We start from the raw sequence: 15525 nt of genomic DNA, 5'->3' as shown, positions 1-15525 counted from the left end.
CCATACGGGCGATTTGTCCCGTGCTAACTCTTTCCTTTCCACGGAACGAGCACGGCTTCCAGTATCCGAACGGAAGCGCTGAAGGCAAATGCGCAGGCGGCGATGATCCCTATGCCGACGAAAACCACGTCCGTCGCCAGAAACTGGGACGCGGACATGATCATGTAGCCGATGCCGCGATTGGACGCGATGAGCTCGGCGGCGACAAGGGTGCTCCAGCCAACGCCAAGCGCGATCCTCAAGCCGGTCAGGATCTCCGGCAGGGCCGAGGGCAATACGATGCTGAGGAGGAGCTGCCAGGGTTTGGCGCCAAGGGACCGTGCGGCATTCACCCGCTCGACGGGCAGCGAACGGACGCCGGCTTGTGCCGACAGGCAAATGGGTGCGAACATCGCAAGCACCAGAAGGGTTACCTTGGATGTTTCCCCGATTCCCAGCCAGATGATCATCAGCGGCAGGTAGGCAAGCGGGGGCAGCGGCCAGTAGAATTCGATCGGCGTGTCGAGGATGCCCTTTACCCAACGATTGAGCCCCATCACAAGGCCGACGGGGATGCCGACCACCGTCGCGATCGCCGCAGCAGTGACAATCCTGAAGAGGCTGGCGGAAATGTGTTCGGACAGGGAGGCGCCAGCATAGCCGTCGCGATAGACGGCACCAAGCTGGGTCCAGACCTCCTGGGGCGTCGGCAGGAACAGATGCGGCACCAATGCCAACTTCGCGACGAGCCACCAAGCCGCCAGAAGTGCTACGGCAGTTCCGATGCTGATGACGATAGTGGGCCGTTCTCCCACGCCGAAGCCCTTCATCTTCACAGGGATAGGCTGGTCGGCGGCAGCGCTTTTGAGGACGTGTCCGGTCTGTGTCAACTCGCTCATTCCGCCGCACTCCTCAATTCGGTCGAACCATGCAGGATGCCGCGGATCTCTTCGCGCAGGCTGACGAACTCCGGTGAGGTCTTTACCGACCGCGAATCTCCGGTTTCGGCGAGCTGTCGCACGAAATCCAGGTTGAAACGCGCGACGATCCTACCGGGACGCGGCGACATCACGACCACCTGCGTGCCGAGGAACAAAGCTTCGTCGATCGAGTGGGTGATAAAGACAATGCGCTTGCGGGTCGTCCTCCAGATCGACACCAGAAGCTCTTGCATCTGTTCGCGCGTCAGGCTGTCCAAGGCCCCGAACGGCTCGTCCATCAACAATACGTCGGGCTCCGTTGCGAGCGCCCGGGCAATGCCGACACGCTGGCGCATGCCGCCCGACAGTTCATAGGGAAACGCGTTCGTGAAATCCTTGAGCCCGACCAGGTGAAGCAACTCTTCTGCACGCGCCCGACGGGTAGCCCTCGGCAACCCTGCAAATTTCAGCCCGAGCGCGACATTGTCTATGACGGATTTCCAGGGGAGGAGCGTGTCCTTCTGGAACACCACTCCGCGATCGGCGCCGGGTCCAGCGATGTGTCGCCCGTCGAGCGTTATCGCCCCCTCGGAGAGCGGCAGAAAGCCCGCGATCGCGTTCAACAGCGTCGACTTGCCGCAACCCGATGCGCCGAGAGCGACCACGAAGCTGTTGTCCGGAATATCGAGCGAAACACGATCGAGGGCATGAACCGTTTGGCCATCTCGCGTCCTGAAATAGACGCTCGCGTGATCGACTTTGAGCATGGGCTGTCTCTTCAAAAAGAGGACGCCGGCGCGATTGTCGCGCCAGCGTTCCCCGGGAGGATCCGATCAGTTGCTTGCGTTGGCAAAAGCGTCTGCCGTGACGAAGGCCGCGTAGCTCGGCAGCACCTCCGACACCTTGCCCTGCTCCTTCAGGAAGGCCGCCGTGTCCTTGAGGATCTTGGCCGCACCCGACTTTTCTCCGCCGCCCAGCCAGGCCTCGGACGCCTGAACTTCAGGCGTGAGCAAGGTAAGGTTCTTCAACGCAGCCGCCTGTTGCTCGGCCGTGCCACCCAGCGCCTTGGCGAGAAGCTTGGCGTTGTCACTGTCGGCCTGCCAGGCCTTCTTGTCGGCTGCGAAGGAAGCGTAGTACTTGTCGATCACACCGGCAAAGCTCTTGAGGAACGCCGGATTTTCATCGGCGAACTTCGAGGCGGCGACCCAGGCCGAGAAGGTCGGCGCGCCCTTGTCGGCAACGTCCTTGGACGTGACGAGGACCTTTCCGTTCTTCTTGAGCTCGGTGAGGGCCGGATCCCAGACGAAGCCGCCGTCGATATCGCCGCGATTGTAGCTTGCGACGATTTCGGGCTGCGGGATAGCGAAGACCTGAACATCCTTCTCCGTCAGGCCGAGCGACTTGATCAAGGCGAGAAGCTGATAGTGATCGGTGGAAACGGGCGCCGCAGCCAGCTTCTTGCCCTTGAGATCCGAGAGCGACTGGATACCGGAGCCATTGCGAACGACCAGCGCTTCGTCAATACCCGAAATCGACGAGAGGTAGAACGCCTTGACCTCAAGGCCGCGCGACGTCGCTGCCGCGAACGGGCTTGAGCCGACGTAGCCGATCTGAACATCCCCCGAGGCGATCGCCGCGAAGATTTCCGCTCCGGAATTGAACTTCCGGAAATCGATGTCGTAGCCAGTCGCCTTGACAAATTCGCCGTTGGCGATCGCCACGGACGACGGCAAGGCGTCGGTTTGATAGGCAACGACCACCTTCTTGTCGGCCGCCTGGGCCATGAAGGGTGCGGCCAGGACGGCGGACCCGAGCGTGAACGCGGCAAATAGAGTCTTGATATTCATGTTTCGCCCCCTTGCGGCTGAGCGTCTGCTCCAGCGCGTGAACTATTTCGACAGGGAAACACTACGGCGGGTACCCGCACTTACACAGATAAAACTATCTATTTTATAGAGATTAGTGACAATATCGTTTTGTCATTCTGGCCGAACGCACCACGTGCCGTTGCGACACTCAGACGTTGACGATCGAGATGCGATAGATGCGCGCATGGCCCGTCAGTGCGACCACCATGCCCATGGCGCCTTCCAGCAGGACAGAATCGCCCGGATCGAGTTCGGCCTTTCCATCTTCCCACTGGAGGGCGAGAGTTCCCCGGTGGCACAGTACGATCCAGGTCCGCGCATCGACGCGAACGCTGTCGCTTCCACCGATGTCGAGACGTTCGACGTGATGACGGAGTGTGTCGCGTCGCGTCATGACGTTGAGGTCGGCAATCGTTCCAGCAGCAAGCACCGCCGAAACCGCGACATCGGCGGGAAAGGCCAGCGGATCGCTCTCCTGGGTCAGGACCAGGGGATGGCCTCCATCGATCGCAAGCGATATGCCGTTGCCCTCCAGGATCGACAGCGTGCGGTCGATGCCGGGAAAGCTCGAAAACGGTCCGTCAGTCGCCACCGTCGCCATGCTGATGCGCCAGTCGAACTCCGAGAGCGCGGCTCCCTCGGGCGATATTGCAATTTCCACTGTCTCGCCCCCACCGTTCTTCCAGGGCATGCGGCGGTAGGTGCTGGCATTGAGGACGGTGGCGCGGGGCATTCTGTCTCCATCATTGCAAAAAAAGGCAGGAAGTCGCGATCAAGCTCAGGCGGCGCCCAACTTCGATCACCGCGGGGCTGTTGCGGCGCTTCCTGCTAGAGAAATGGCTTCGAGGAGCTTCTCGTCACAGGGGAGCACGCGGCCGCGGTCGAAAATCTTCCAACCATTCACGGAGATCCTTTCGACCGCCTGCTGATCGCACAAGCCTTTTCCGAGGGACTGGTTTTGCTGACAGTGGATAAGACCGTCGCACGATACGGCGGCCTTATCCGACTGATCTAGTCTCAGTTCCCCAGGATCGCCGGAAGGCGGAGGCCTTGTTCCTTGGCGCAATCGATCGCGATCTCGTAGCCCGCATCCGCGTGGCGCATGACGCCTGTCGCAGGGTCGTTCCAGAGGACGCGCTCAAGCCGTCGTGCCGCGTCGTCCGTGCCATCGGCGCAGATCACCATGCCGGAGTGCTGCGAGAAGCCCATCCCGACGCCGCCGCCGTGATGCAGCGACACCCAGGTAGCGCCGGATGCGGTGTTGAGGAGGGCGTTCAGCAGCGGCCAGTCGGATACGGCATCGGAGCCGTCCTTCATCGCTTCCGTCTCGCGGTTGGGCGAGGCGACCGAGCCCGAGTCCAGGTGGTCGCGGCCGATAACGATTGGTGCGCTCAATTCGCCGGTCCTGACCATCTCGTTGAAGGCCAGGCCGAGGCGGTGGCGGTCGCCGAGGCCGACCCAGCAGATGCGCGCCGGCAGGCCCTGGAACGATATGCGCTCGCGCGCCATGTCGAGCCAGTTGTGGAGATGCGTATTGCCGGGGGTCAATTCCTTCACCTTGGCGTCGGTCTTGTAGATATCCTCCGGATTGCCGGAGAGCGCTGCCCATCGGAACGGGCCAATACCGCGGCAGAAGAGCGGGCGGATATAGGCAGGCACGAAGCCCGGGAAGGCGAAGGCGTTCTCTAGTCCCTGGTCCTTGGCGACCTGGCGGATGTTGTTGCCATAGTCGAAGGTGGGGATCCCCATGTCCTGGAAGGCGATCATTGCTTCGACGTGTTCGCGCATCGAGGCGCGCGCGGCCTTTTCCACCGCCTTCGGATCGCTTTCGCGCTTTTCCTTCCATTGCGCCATCGTCCAACCCTTCGGCAGGTAGCCGTTCACCGGATCGTGCGCCGACGTCTGGTCGGTTACCATATCGGGACGCATGCCGCGGCGAACCATTTCCGGCAAGATCTCCGCTGTGTTGCCCAGCAGGCCGACGGATTTAGCCTCGCCGTTCTTCGTCCAGTGGGCAATCATCTCCACCGCCTCGTCCAGCGTTTCCGCCTTTTCGTCGACGTATCGGGTGCGCAGGCGAAAATCGATCGAATCCGGGTTGCACTCGACGGCAAGGCAGCAGGCACCGGCCATGACCGCTGCGAGCGGTTGGGCGCCACCCATGCCGCCAAGGCCGCCGGTCAGGATCCACTTGCCCTTGAGATTGCCGCCATAGTGCTGGCGACCGGCCTCGACGAAGGTCTCGTAGGTGCCCTGCACGATGCCCTGCGTACCGATATAGATCCACGAGCCGGCCGTCATCTGGCCGTACATTGCAAGGCCCTTCTTGTCGAGCTCGTTGAAGTGGTCCCAGGTTGCCCAGTGCGGCACGAGGTTCGAATTGGCGATGAGCACGCGCGGCGCATCCTTGTGGGTGCGGAACACGCCGACCGGCTTGCCGGACTGCACGAGCAGTGTTTCTTCCTCGGTCAGCGTCTTCAGCGTCGCAACGATGCGGTCGAAATCCTCCCAAGTGCGGGCAGCGCGGCCGATTCCACCATAGACGACGAGTTCGTTCGGGTTTTCCGCGACGTCGGGGTCGAGGTTGTTCATCAGCATGCGCAGCGGCGCTTCGGTCATCCAGCTCTTGGCACTGAGCTCGTTGCCTCGAGGGCTGCGAATTTCACGGATATTGTGGCGTGGGTTGCTGGTCATGCGGGGTTCCCCCTTGTTCGGTATATCGGATGCTTAGCGTTTTAGGTCGGGCGCGATCTGAGCGATGCGCACGAGGATGTCTTTCAGGTGAACGCGCAGGCGCTCGGCCTTTGCGGGATCGTAGGCGAAGGGTGGCGTCTCGGTTGCGAGATGCGTCGATTGCGCAAGCTCCATCTGGATCGCATGGACGCCGGTCTCCGGCCTGCCGTAGTGCCGCGTCGTCCAGCCACCCTTGAAGCGGCCGTTGAGGATGCTGTCATAGCCATCGGCAGCGGCAGTCGCCGCGACGGCCGCCTGCTCGATCGCGCCGTCGCAGGTCTTGCCCATGTCGGTGCCGATGTTGAAGTCGGGCAGCTTGCCTTCGAACAGGAAGGGGATGTGCGAACGGATCGAATGGCAATCGTAGAGGATGGCCACGCCGTGGATTGCCTTGACGCGTTCGATCTCGGCGGCAAGTGCGGCATGATAGGGCGCATGAAAGTCCCGCAGCCGCTCCGTAATGTCGTCATCCGTGGGCGCGTCGCCATCATTCCAGATCGACTTGCCGTCGAAATCGGTCTCGGGAACGAGGCCCGTGGTGTTCTGGCCGGGATAGAGGCTGACGCCTTCCGGATCGCGGTTGGCGTCGATGACATAGCGATGGAACGTGGCACGCACACTCGTCGCACCGTCCAGCACGCCGTTGTAAAGCTGGTGGATGTGCCAGTCTGTGTCGGCCAGAATTCGGCCGTTGTCGTTCAGACGCTCCCATATCGCAGATGGCACCTCCGTGCCGGTGTGCGGGAAGCCGAGGATCACGGGCGAGGTTCCCTGGCGGATTTCGTAGGGGGCGGTCATGGAGACCCCTCCCCAACCCTTCCCCGCGACGGGGAGGTACCAGGACGCCGCACCAATCGTGCGCGTCGCAGCGTTTCACCCTGCCGAAGGGTTGCTATTTGCTGTTGAGAGCTGCCCCGGGTTAGTCCCTGCCCCTCGTGGGGAGGGGTTGGGGAGGGGTTTAGACCCAAATGTCCGATCGTCATCATATCAAACCTCCAACACAGGCAGAATGCCGGATGAGACCGATGCATTCAGCACTCCGGATGCGACGAGATCGTTCGCCGCCTTGAGATCGTTTGCCATGTAGCGATCGACCTCCAGCGTCGGTACGACGGTACGGATCGCGGCGATCGCTTTTTGTAGTTCAGGGCTGGTGGCGAGAGGCGCGCGGAACTCGACGCCCTGTGCAGCAGTCAGCGCCTCGATGCCGACGATGGCAAAGAGATTGTCCGTCATCTGAAGCAGGCGGCGGGCACCATGGCAGGCCATGGAGACGTGGTCTTCCTGGTTGGCCGAGGTTGGTGTCGAGTCGACCGATGCCGGATGCGACATCTGCTTGTTTTCCGACATCAGCGCCGCCGAGGTCACTTCGGCGATCATCAGGCCGGAGTTGAGGCCGGGCTTCTTGGCAAGAAACGCCGGGAGGCCGTAGGAGAGGGCAGGATCGACCAGGAGCGCGATGCGGCGCTGGGAAATCGCGCCGATTTCGCAGACTGCCAGGGCGATCTGGTCGGCGGCAAACGCCACCGGCTCGGCATGGAAATTGCCGCCGGAAACGACGGAATTGTCCGAGAGGACCAGCGGATTGTCGGTGACGGCATTCGCTTCGATTTCGAGCGTCCGGGCGACCGAACGCAGAAGATCGAGGCATGCACCATCGACCTGCGGCTGGCAGCGGATGCAATAGGGGTCCTGCACGCGCTCGTCGCCTTCGACATGGCTCTGGCGGATGACGGAGTTTTCAAGCAGGGCGCGAAGCGCAGCCGCGGTATCGATCTGGCCCTTATGGCCGCGCAGCGTGTGGATATCGGGGTGAAACGGCGCCGACGAGCCCATGGCGGCGTCCGTCGACATGGCGCCGGTGACGAGTGCCGCCTGCGCCGCCCGGTGGGCACGGAAGAGGCCGGCAAGCGCCAGGGCGGTCGACGTCTGCGTACCGTTGATGAGGGCGAGGCCCTCCTTGGCGGCCAGGACGACCGGCGTCAGGCCGGCCTTGCGAAGGGCCTCCGCACCGGAGAGACGTTCGCCTGCGAAGAAGGCCTCTGCTTCCCCCATCATGACTGCCGCCATGTGTGCAAGCGGCGCGAGGTCGCCGGAGGCACCGACCGAGCCCTTCTCCGGAATAACGGGAATGACGCCCTTTTCCAGCATCCCCTCGATCAGGCGTACCAGTTCCAAGCGCACGCCCGACGCCCCGCGACCGAGCGAAACGAGCTTCAGCGCCATGATCAGACGGACGATGTTGTCGGCTAAAGGCGCGCCGACGCCGCAGCAATGCGACAGGATCAGGTTGCGCTGAAGCGTCGCCACATCCGCGCTGTCGATCTTGATCGAGGCAAGTTTTCCGAATCCGGTATTGACTCCGTAGACCGGCGCGTTGCCGGCTGCGATCTCCGCGATGCGGGCGGCTGCCTTGGCGATGCCGGCGTCGAAGGATGCATCGAGCCTGGCCGGTGCGCCGGTCCAGTAGATCGTTTCCAGATCGTTCAGAGAGACGGAGCCAGGGTGAAGAGTGATGGTCAACGGTCGATCCTTTCGCCCTTGAAGACGTGTGCATGAAGCGGGTTGAAGCCGATGCGGTAGACGAGTTCGGCCAGGCTCTCGACGTCCCAGATCGCGAAGTCGGCGGACTTGCCGGTCTCAAGCGTGCCGGTTTCGTCAAGCAGACCGAGCGCCCGAGCGCCTTCGCGGGTGGCGCCAGCGATGCATTCCTCGACGGTCAGGCCGAAGAGCGTCGCCGACATATTCATCGTCAACAGCAGCGAGGTCAGCGGCGAGGTGCCGGGATTGCAGTCGGTCGCGATCGCGATATGCGTGCCGGCCTCGCGCAATGCGTTGACTGGCGGCTTCTGCTTTTCGTTGATGGCGTAGAAGGCGCCAGGCAGGAGCACTGCGACCGTTCCGGCCGCAGCCATGGCTGCGGCGCCTTCGGCATCGAGATATTCGAGATGATCGGCCGACAGCGCCTTGTAGGACGCAGCAAGCTTCGCACCGCCCAGATCGGAAAGCTGTTCTGCGTGCAGCTTCACCGGCAGGCCGAGCGCTTCGGCCTTGTCGAAGACCCGCGAGATCTGCGCGACGGAGAAGGCGATGCCTTCGCAAAAGCCATCCACAGCGTCGACGAGCCCTTCCGCGTGTGCCTGCTCAAGGCCGGGCAGGACGACATCCGTGATGTAGTCGGTGTTTCGGCCCTTGTATTCGACCGGCGTCGCATGCGCGCCGAGATAGGACGTGACGACACGAACCGGGCGGACCCGCTCCAGCTGGCGCGCCGCGCGCAGCATCTTCAGTTCGGCTTCGATATTGAGGCCGTAGCCGGATTTGATCTCGATCGTGGTGATGCCTTCCAAGAGCAGCGTATCGAGACGCGGCAGGGCCGCCTGGACGAGCCCGTCGACCGATAAGGCGTTCGTTGCCTTTACCGAGGAAACGATGCCACCGCCGGCACGGGCGATTTCCTCGTAGGTGGCGCCTTCGAGGCGCATCTCGAATTCGCGGGCGCGATTTCCGCCGTAGACGATGTGGGTGTGGCAGTCGACGAGGCCGGGTGTGACCCAACGGCCTTCGAGGTCGGTAATCGCGGCGCGCTCGATCGCCCGGACAGGCACTTCGCTTTCCGGTCCGACATAGCTTATGCGGCGGCCTTCGACGACGACAGCGCCCTTTTCGATGATGCCGAGACCCTGCTTTTGCGGGTCGAGCGTTGCCAGGCGCGCGTTGCGCCAAAGATGCGGACGGACCTCGCCGGATGCCTCATCGCCTGAAAAATTGTTCCCATTCATCAGCTTTGCGCCTTTCCTTATGTGGAAACATGTATATACATAATAAACAGGTGACAAGTGGAAATTTGTGCGTCTCCATGGAAAAGAAAGATGCGCGGCGCCAAAGAGGAGAAAAAGCGGTCATGGCACTGACGGTTGCGACCAGACTTCATGCGAGTGCGGCCCTCCTGCCCCAGGGGTGGCAGAAGGACGTGCGCCTGACATTGGCGAACGGCCGTATCTCGAAGATAGAAACGGCCGTGGCCGCCGACAGCGCCGACGAACGCTATCATACGCTCGTTCCGGCAATGGGGAACCTTCACAGCCACGCTTTCCAGCGCGCCATGGCTGGGCTTGCCGAGGTGAGGGGGCCGGCCAACGACAGCTTCTGGAGTTGGCGCACGGTCATGTACAAGTTCGCCTTGTCGATGACGCCGGAACATGTCGAGGCGGTGGCAGCGCAGCTTTATATGGAAATGCTGGAGGCCGGCTTTTCCCGCGTCGGCGAGTTCCATTACCTGCATCACGACAAGGACGGGCAGCAATATGCCAACATTGCCGAGCTTGCAGAGCGCATCGGCGCGGCGAGCACCGCGACTGGCATCGGCATGACGCTGCTGCCGGTGTTCTACGCGCATTCCGGCTTCGGGGGTGCCGCGCCGATTGAGGGACAGCGGCGTTTCATCAACTCGCTCGACAGCTTCGCAAGGCTGATGGACGGTTGCCGCAAGGTCACCGGCGGGATCGAGGGCGCCGAACTCGGCCTTGCGCCGCACAGCCTGCGCGCTGCAACGCCCGAAGAACTTGCGACCGTCGTGCCGATGGCGGGCGAGGGGCCCGTCCATATCCATGTCGCCGAGCAGGTCAAGGAGGTAGAGGATTGCATTGCATGGTCCGGCGCACGTCCCGTGGAGTGGCTGCTTGCCAATGCCCCTGTCGACCACCGCTGGTGCCTCATCCACGCCACCCACATGACCGACGAGGAAACGCGGACGATGGCGCGGCACGGTGCGGTCGCCGGCCTTTGCCCTGTTACCGAGGCCAATCTAGGCGACGGCACATTCCAGGCACCCCTGTTCCTGGAAGAGGGCGGCCGCTACGGAGTCGGTTCGGATTCCAACGTGCAGATCTCGCTGTCCGGCGAGTTGCGGCAGCTCGAATATTCCGAGCGCCTGGCCCTGAGGGCCCGAAACGTCATTGCAGCGCCCGGCGGCTCGACGGCGCGCAGCCTTTTCGATCACGCCATCTCAGGCGGCGGCGCAGCACTGAGGGCGCCCGCTGGCCTGTCGGTCGGCAACTATGCGGATATCATATCGCTCGATACCGGCGCCGTTCCTTATCTCTCGGGCGATCAGTTGCTCGATCACTGGGTCTTTGCCGGTGGCGTCTGCGTCGGCAGCGTCTGGGCGCTGGGTCGCAAGCAGGTCGAAGGCGGCCGGCATGTCGGGCGCGACGCGATCAATCGCCGGTTCCTGAGGGCGATGGGCGAACTGCTCGCGGCCTGAGGGGGCTTTCCACGAACGCGTATTCACATTAGATCGGGAGGGTCAACCGGAGCGTGACGATGAACCAGAGCAAGGACGCAACCTTGCACCAGCGGATCCTCAGCGACATTGAAGGCCGCATCGTCTCGGGCGAGTGGCCGCCGGGTCACCGCATCCCGTTCGAGATCGATCTCACCAAGGAATACGACTGCTCGCGGATGACCGTCAACAAGGCGTTGACCCAGCTTGCCAAAGCGGGCCTGATCGAACGTCGAAAGAAGTCCGGCAGTTTCGTCACGCAGCCGCAGGCACAATCGGCCGTGCTTGAGATCCACGATATCAAGGCCGAGGTTCAGTCGTTGAATCTCATCTATTCCTATGCCGTTTCGGCCCGAACCGTGCGCAAGGCGAAGGCGGACGATATCCGCCGGCTCGACGTTCCGTCCGGTTCGTCCGTCGTGGAGGTGGTTTGTATCCATCACGCCGGCGGCAGGCCCTTTTGCCTCGAGGAACGCCTGATCAGCCTTGAAACCGTCCCGGAGGCAGGGCACGCCGACTTTTCCGATATTGCTCCGGGTGCGTGGTTGCTCAATCAGATACCGTGGAGCAGCGCCGAGCACCGCATCCACGCTGTCTCGGCAGCGGCAGAGGAAACGGCCGCTCTCGACATTCCTCGCCACACGGCATGTCTTGTCGTGGAACGCCGAACCTGGAGCAATATCGGCCCGGTCACCCATGTCCGCTTCACCTATCCCGGCGACAAGCATGCACTCGTGGCACGGTTCACGCCGGCTTCAGCCTAGCATCCAAGCACGCATTTTTGCCTTCGCGCGGCCTTATCGCCCGTGGTTTGACCATGCCTGCTTACTCGGACGGGACGCTGGAAATTGCCGCGATTGAGTAAAAATATGGCGCTTCCCAGCACCCCGTTCGGCGGTCTATGCCCGCAAATGAGGCGTCGAAGCGGGTGTTCAGGCTTCATCGTCGGCATCGGCGATATAGCCGCCGGTCTGCCTCTTCCAGAGGCGGGCATAGAGGCCGTCGCGCGTGAGCAGTTGATCCGGGGTTCCCTCTTCCACGATTCGGCCTTTATCGAGCACGACGATCCGGTCCATCTGCGCGATCGTTGAAAGCCGATGCGCGATGGCGAGCACCGTTTTGCCGCTCATCAAGACCGTCAGCTTGTCCTGGATGGCTGCCTCGGACTCGCTGTCGAGAGCGGACGTCGCCTCGTCGAGCACGAGGAGAGGCGCGTTCTTGAGAAGCACCCTGGCGATCGCCACGCGCTGCCGCTGGCCACCGGATAGTTTCAACCCACGATCGCCGACGAAGGCATCGTATCCGCTTCGTCCCTCGCTGTCGGTCAATTCGGCGATGAAGCCATCTGCCTGAGACGCTCTCGCAGCGTGCTCGATGTCCTGCCTGGCTGCGGTCGGTCGTCCATAGCGAATGTTGTCCCCTACGGAGCGATGCAGCAATGCAACGTCCTGGGCAATCACGCCGATGTTTTCCCTGAGACTCGACTGCGTCACCGAGCCGATATCCTGACCGTCGATGAGGATCGACCCGCTCTTCAAATCGTAGAACCGCAGCAGCAGGTTGACCAACGTCGTCTTGCCTGCTCCGGAGAGCCCGACCAGTCCGACCTTCTCGCCAGCGTGAACGCGCAATGTCAGGCCATCGATGACCTTTCGATCGTTGCGGTAGGCAAAGCCGACATTCTCGAAACGGATCTCGCCCTTGGAAACGACGAGCGGCCCGGCATTCGCTGCGTCGGTAATGGTCGGCGGCGTCGTCATGACGGGCATGGCGTCGCGGATCGTGCCGACGGCCTGGAAAATCTGCTGGCCCATCTGCAGGAATGCCCGGCTATTCCCCGACAGGCGCTGGGTGATGTAAAGCGCAACCACGAATTGGCCCGTGCTGACGAATCCGACCACCATGCCCCAAAAACCGACGGCCAGCATAGCAAACCATAAAAGCACGTTGAGAATCAGGATGCCGCTATCGGTCGAGAGATAGAGGCGCCGTTCCTTCTGCTGAGCGTCAATCGCATTGAAGAAAACGTTGCGCAGTGCCCCGGCTTCACTGTCTTCGGCTGCAAATTGCTTCACCATCTGGATGTTGCTGTACAAATCGGTCATCGAGCCGACCACCAAGCTGCGCTGGCGGGCCGAGCGTCGAGACAACTCGGTGAAATGCGGCACGGCGACCACGGCGATGACGACGCTCGCGGCGATCCAGATCAAAACCGGCAAGGCGAGCGGCCAGGCGACCGCTGCGAGCAGGAAAAGCGAGCCTATGAACTGGACTAGGAAATGCGGTATCGTCTGAAAGGCGACCACGACCTGCTGCTGGACCGCGGAGGCGACCTGCGACAGACGCGAGGCCACCTGACCGGCGAAGAGGTCGTGGAAGAACCCGAGATCCTGTCTTTCGACCGCCTTGTGACCCTGCCATTGGATCGCCACCGGCATGCAGACTGCAATGGCCTGCGAGGAAAGCGTGTTGGCGACGAACGCAAACAGCGGCAGAATCGGAAACAGCAGCCCACCCATGAAGGCGAGCAGGTGCCACTGATCGCGCAGGAACGCCGCCGCGCCATGGGCCGTGACGCCGTCGACGATGACCGACAGGCTCCAGATAAGAAAGAGGTTGATGCCTTCCACCAGCATGGCGAAGAGGGCAATGGAGGCGAGGATGCCTCGAAACATCTTGATGAAGTGCAGCAGCAGGACAAAGGGGCCCCCGGAGGGCAGGGGCTCGTAGCCGATGTCGAGCGGGCGGATAAGGGTTTCGAATGGACGATAGACGAAATCGGACAGGGACATGGCGGCTCAAGAACTGGACGGCGGTCTCGGGGGATTCGCTTCCTTGTGATCTAACCACAGAGTGGTGTCACTAACAAAATACTTATTGCAAATTGTGCCTCTGGATTTTTTGTCTTCCGAATACCGCGATTTTTCGTGCCGGCATGTCGATTTTCTCCCTCTCCGAACGTTCTTGATGGATAGGCCGCGGCTCAGCTTGGTTGGCGGCTGGATATGTCGAGTGAACGAACCGAGAAGGAGGACCATGTCATGGATTCCCGTAGTCTTGTTTCCGCATTGGAACTGGCAAGAGCCAACGGCGCCCGCCAGCCCAACGAAAGCGCCGAGTATCGCCGGGCGCGCCAGGCATTGCTTGCCGAGGAGATCGAGTTGCGCCGTCATATCGAGCGCGTCGCCGAGCAGCGCCGAGCGTTGCCGCCGGGCGGCGAAGTGACGAAGGACTACCGGTTCCAGGGGCCGGACGGAGAGGTGAGCCTTGAGGACCTGTTCGGGGACAAGCAGACGCTGGTCATCTACAGCTACATGTTCGGGCCCAAGCGCGAACGCCCATGCCCGATGTGCACGTCCATGCTGTCGGCGCTCGACGGCGAGGTGCCGGACATCAGCCAGCAAACGGCGTTCGCAGTCGTCGCCCGCTCGCCAATCGGGCGGCTGCTGGCCTTCAAGAAGGAGCGCGGCTGGCATCACCTGCCGCTCTATTCGGACCTGACCGACGAGTACAGTCGCGACTACCGCGCCTTGAGCAAGGAAGACAGCGACGACGCGGCCTACAACGTCTTCACCCGCAGGGACGGCAAGGTCCGTCATTTCTGGAGCGAGGAGATGGGACCCGAGACGGCCGATCCCGGCCAGGATCCGCGCGGCGCCCCGGATTTCATGCCGCTGTGGACGGTGCTTGACACGACCCCGGAAGGGCGTCCCGCCACCTGGTATCCGAAGCTTTCCTACGAGGCCGAGCGATAGGCCGATGGTCACGGTCGCAAGGCATTGTCAGCGTCCCCTGCCGACGCTCGCATACATGCCGGTCGTGCGGAACTCGGTGGGATTGGTGCCGTAAACACGGCGGAAGACCTTGGAGAAGTAGTTGGCGTCCTCGAAGCCCGAGCGGATTGCCACCTCCTTCACCGGCATGCTGTCGGTCTTGGTCAAAAGCTTGACGGCGCGCTGCAGCCGTTTCTGCAGAACGAACTCGGCCGGCGGAACGCCCTCGCTGGCAGCGAAGATGCGTGAGAAATGCGCTCGGCTGAGGCCCGCGACCTTGGCAAGCTCCTCGACCGGAAGCGGACGCTCGAGATTGCTCATGATGTGGCCGATGACGTGCTGCATCGTCCGGTATTCCTCGCTGAAGACGGGATGCGACCCGAAGACGTCGTCATAGAGTGCCATGGCCGCTTCGTATGCGATGGCCGACGCGCGGCCCGGGGTCTCGGCTTCGTCGATGAGACGCAGGCTGCAGTCGGCAAGATGTTCGACGGTGCGAGGCTGAAGCTTGAGAATCGGGCCGGTCACGGCGAGAATCGAGCGGTGAACGCGAAGCGCTTCGTCGCCATTCATCGAGATCCAGAAGAACTCCCATCGGCCGCCATCCTCCAGCCAATAGCGATGGTTATGCGGAACGAGAACCAACAGGGTTTCACCCTCCTTCACCCGCAGCTCTCGGTTGTCGTATCGCAGGTTGCCAGCGCCGCCGATCGTGTGCTGGAGCACGGTGAACGGGGTCTGGCCGCGCTTGCGTCCATCCCAGTTATAGGTTGCATCCGTGCGAATCTCGTAGCCGGTGCTGGTCGGCATCGTGTGCAAAGTCTGTCGGCCCCGCGGCAACGAAACGGTCCGCATGACAGGACCCCGGTCGATCAATTTCTGCAGCACAGAATTACCCATGAAAGCATAATCCTTCTCTGGCGGCTCCGCCGAATTTGCGCATAATCCGCCCCAAGAGAGAGAACACC

Annotated in this window: 13 protein-coding genes and 1 pseudogene; 4 read left to right on the top strand and 10 right to left on the bottom strand. The window is 62.3% G+C overall.

Going from position 1 to position 15525, the window contains the following annotated elements:
- Positions 1 to 23: 23 nt before the first annotated feature.
- The 4 genes from ASC97_RS06105 to ASC97_RS06090 all read right to left on the bottom strand — a co-directional run bounded on the left by ASC97_RS06105 (position 24) and on the right by ASC97_RS06090 (position 3500).
- Positions 24 to 878 carry an ABC transporter permease subunit gene (locus tag ASC97_RS06105; RefSeq protein WP_057467461.1) on the bottom strand — a complete coding sequence of 285 codons (855 nt, stop codon included), beginning with the start codon at positions 876 to 878 and terminating at the stop codon, positions 24 to 26.
- Positions 875 to 1666, bottom strand: a complete 792-nt coding sequence (locus ASC97_RS06100) for a taurine ABC transporter ATP-binding protein (protein WP_057467460.1) — start codon at positions 1664 to 1666, stop codon at positions 875 to 877. The genes ASC97_RS06105 and ASC97_RS06100 overlap by 4 nt, the downstream gene beginning before the upstream one ends.
- 66 nt (positions 1667 to 1732) lie before the next feature.
- Positions 1733 to 2746: a taurine ABC transporter substrate-binding protein gene (gene tauA, locus ASC97_RS06095; RefSeq protein ID WP_057467459.1), complete on the bottom strand. Its 1014-nt coding sequence runs from the start codon at positions 2744 to 2746 to the stop codon at positions 1733 to 1735.
- 169 nt (positions 2747 to 2915) lie between these two features.
- Entirely contained in the window at positions 2916 to 3500 is a 585-nt protein-coding gene (locus tag ASC97_RS06090; protein WP_057467458.1) for a HutD/Ves family protein, read from the bottom strand.
- 162 nt (positions 3501 to 3662) lie between these two features.
- On the opposite strand from ASC97_RS06090, the pseudogene ASC97_RS36015 reads away from it, so the two are divergent.
- Positions 3663 to 3782 (top strand): annotated as a pseudogene (locus tag ASC97_RS36015) (PIN domain nuclease); the annotation flags it as partial.
- Positions 3783 to 3784: 2 nt separating this feature from the next.
- On the opposite strand, the gene hutU reads toward ASC97_RS36015, so the two are convergent.
- From hutU to hutI, 4 genes are all read right to left on the bottom strand, one after another.
- Positions 3785 to 5461: a urocanate hydratase gene (gene hutU, locus ASC97_RS06085; RefSeq protein WP_057467457.1), complete on the bottom strand. Its 1677-nt coding sequence runs from the start codon at positions 5459 to 5461 to the stop codon at positions 3785 to 3787.
- 33 nt (positions 5462 to 5494) lie between these two features.
- Positions 5495 to 6298, bottom strand: coding sequence for an N-formylglutamate deformylase (gene hutG / locus ASC97_RS06080; protein WP_057467456.1), 804 nt, complete (start codon positions 6296 to 6298; stop codon positions 5495 to 5497).
- Between the two features lie 189 nt (positions 6299 to 6487).
- Positions 6488 to 8023 (bottom strand): histidine ammonia-lyase, encoded by a 1536-nt coding sequence (hutH, locus tag ASC97_RS06075; RefSeq protein WP_057467455.1) that lies wholly within the window; start codon positions 8021 to 8023, stop codon positions 6488 to 6490.
- Positions 8020 to 9282 carry an imidazolonepropionase gene (hutI, locus tag ASC97_RS06070; protein ID WP_057467454.1) on the bottom strand — a complete coding sequence of 421 codons (1263 nt, stop codon included), beginning with the start codon at positions 9280 to 9282 and terminating at the stop codon, positions 8020 to 8022. Before hutI ends, hutH begins: the two co-directional genes overlap by 4 nt.
- A 122-nt stretch (positions 9283 to 9404) precedes the next feature.
- On the opposite strand from hutI, the gene ASC97_RS06065 reads away from it, so the two are divergent.
- Entirely contained in the window at positions 9405 to 10766 is a 1362-nt protein-coding gene (locus ASC97_RS06065; RefSeq protein ID WP_057467552.1) for a formimidoylglutamate deiminase, read from the top strand.
- 59 nt (positions 10767 to 10825) lie between these two features.
- Positions 10826 to 11548, top strand: a complete 723-nt coding sequence (gene hutC, locus ASC97_RS06060) for a histidine utilization repressor (RefSeq protein WP_057467453.1) — start codon at positions 10826 to 10828, stop codon at positions 11546 to 11548.
- A gap of 168 nt (positions 11549 to 11716) precedes the next feature.
- Here the strand turns inward: hutC and ASC97_RS06055 are convergent, their stop codons facing one another.
- On the bottom strand, positions 11717 to 13576 hold the full coding sequence (locus ASC97_RS06055) for an ABC transporter ATP-binding protein (protein ID WP_057467452.1): 1860 nt from the start codon (positions 13574 to 13576) through the stop codon (positions 11717 to 11719).
- 249 nt (positions 13577 to 13825) lie between these two features.
- On the opposite strand from ASC97_RS06055, the gene ASC97_RS06050 reads away from it, so the two are divergent.
- Positions 13826 to 14539 (top strand): DUF899 family protein, encoded by a 714-nt coding sequence (locus ASC97_RS06050; RefSeq protein WP_057467451.1) that lies wholly within the window; start codon positions 13826 to 13828, stop codon positions 14537 to 14539.
- A gap of 27 nt (positions 14540 to 14566) precedes the next feature.
- On the opposite strand, the gene ASC97_RS06045 is transcribed toward ASC97_RS06050, so the two are convergent.
- The gene (locus ASC97_RS06045; protein WP_057467450.1) at positions 14567 to 15457 is read right to left on the bottom strand and encodes an AraC family transcriptional regulator; all 891 of its coding nucleotides are present in this window, start codon (positions 15455 to 15457) and stop codon (positions 14567 to 14569) included.
- Positions 15458 to 15525: the final 68 nt, after the last annotated feature.

The organism is Rhizobium sp. Root1203 (genome assembly GCF_001424945.1).
In the GTDB taxonomy this organism is placed as follows: domain Bacteria; phylum Pseudomonadota; class Alphaproteobacteria; order Rhizobiales; family Rhizobiaceae; genus Rhizobium.
Note: the sequence above shows the minus strand (reverse complement) of the source record. Positions and strands in the feature narration are given on the sequence as shown.

Bases quoted from the DNA above. Each gene is read 5' to 3' on its own strand.
- ASC97_RS06105 (WP_057467461.1), bottom strand. From the start codon at position 878: ATGAGCGAGTTGACACAGACCGGACACGTCCTCAAAAGCGCTGCCGCC.
- ASC97_RS06100 (WP_057467460.1), bottom strand. From the start codon at position 1,666: ATGCTCAAAGTCGATCACGCGAGCGTCTATTTCAGGACGCGAGATGGC.
- tauA (WP_057467459.1), bottom strand. From the start codon at position 2,746: ATGAATATCAAGACTCTATTTGCCGCGTTCACGCTCGGGTCCGCCGTC.
- ASC97_RS06090 (WP_057467458.1), bottom strand. From the start codon at position 3,500: ATGCCCCGCGCCACCGTCCTCAATGCCAGCACCTACCGCCGCATGCCC.
- hutU (WP_057467457.1), bottom strand. From the start codon at position 5,461: ATGACCAGCAACCCACGCCACAATATCCGTGAAATTCGCAGCCCTCGA.
- hutG (WP_057467456.1), bottom strand. From the start codon at position 6,298: ATGACCGCCCCCTACGAAATCCGCCAGGGAACCTCGCCCGTGATCCTC.
- hutI (WP_057467454.1), bottom strand. From the start codon at position 9,282: ATGAATGGGAACAATTTTTCAGGCGATGAGGCATCCGGCGAGGTCCGT.
- ASC97_RS06065 (WP_057467552.1), top strand. From the start codon at position 9,405: ATGGCACTGACGGTTGCGACCAGACTTCATGCGAGTGCGGCCCTCCTG.
- hutC (WP_057467453.1), top strand. From the start codon at position 10,826: ATGAACCAGAGCAAGGACGCAACCTTGCACCAGCGGATCCTCAGCGAC.
- ASC97_RS06055 (WP_057467452.1), bottom strand. From the start codon at position 13,576: ATGTCCCTGTCCGATTTCGTCTATCGTCCATTCGAAACCCTTATCCGC.
- ASC97_RS06050 (WP_057467451.1), top strand. From the start codon at position 13,826: ATGGATTCCCGTAGTCTTGTTTCCGCATTGGAACTGGCAAGAGCCAAC.
- ASC97_RS06045 (WP_057467450.1), bottom strand. From the start codon at position 15,457: ATGGGTAATTCTGTGCTGCAGAAATTGATCGACCGGGGTCCTGTCATG.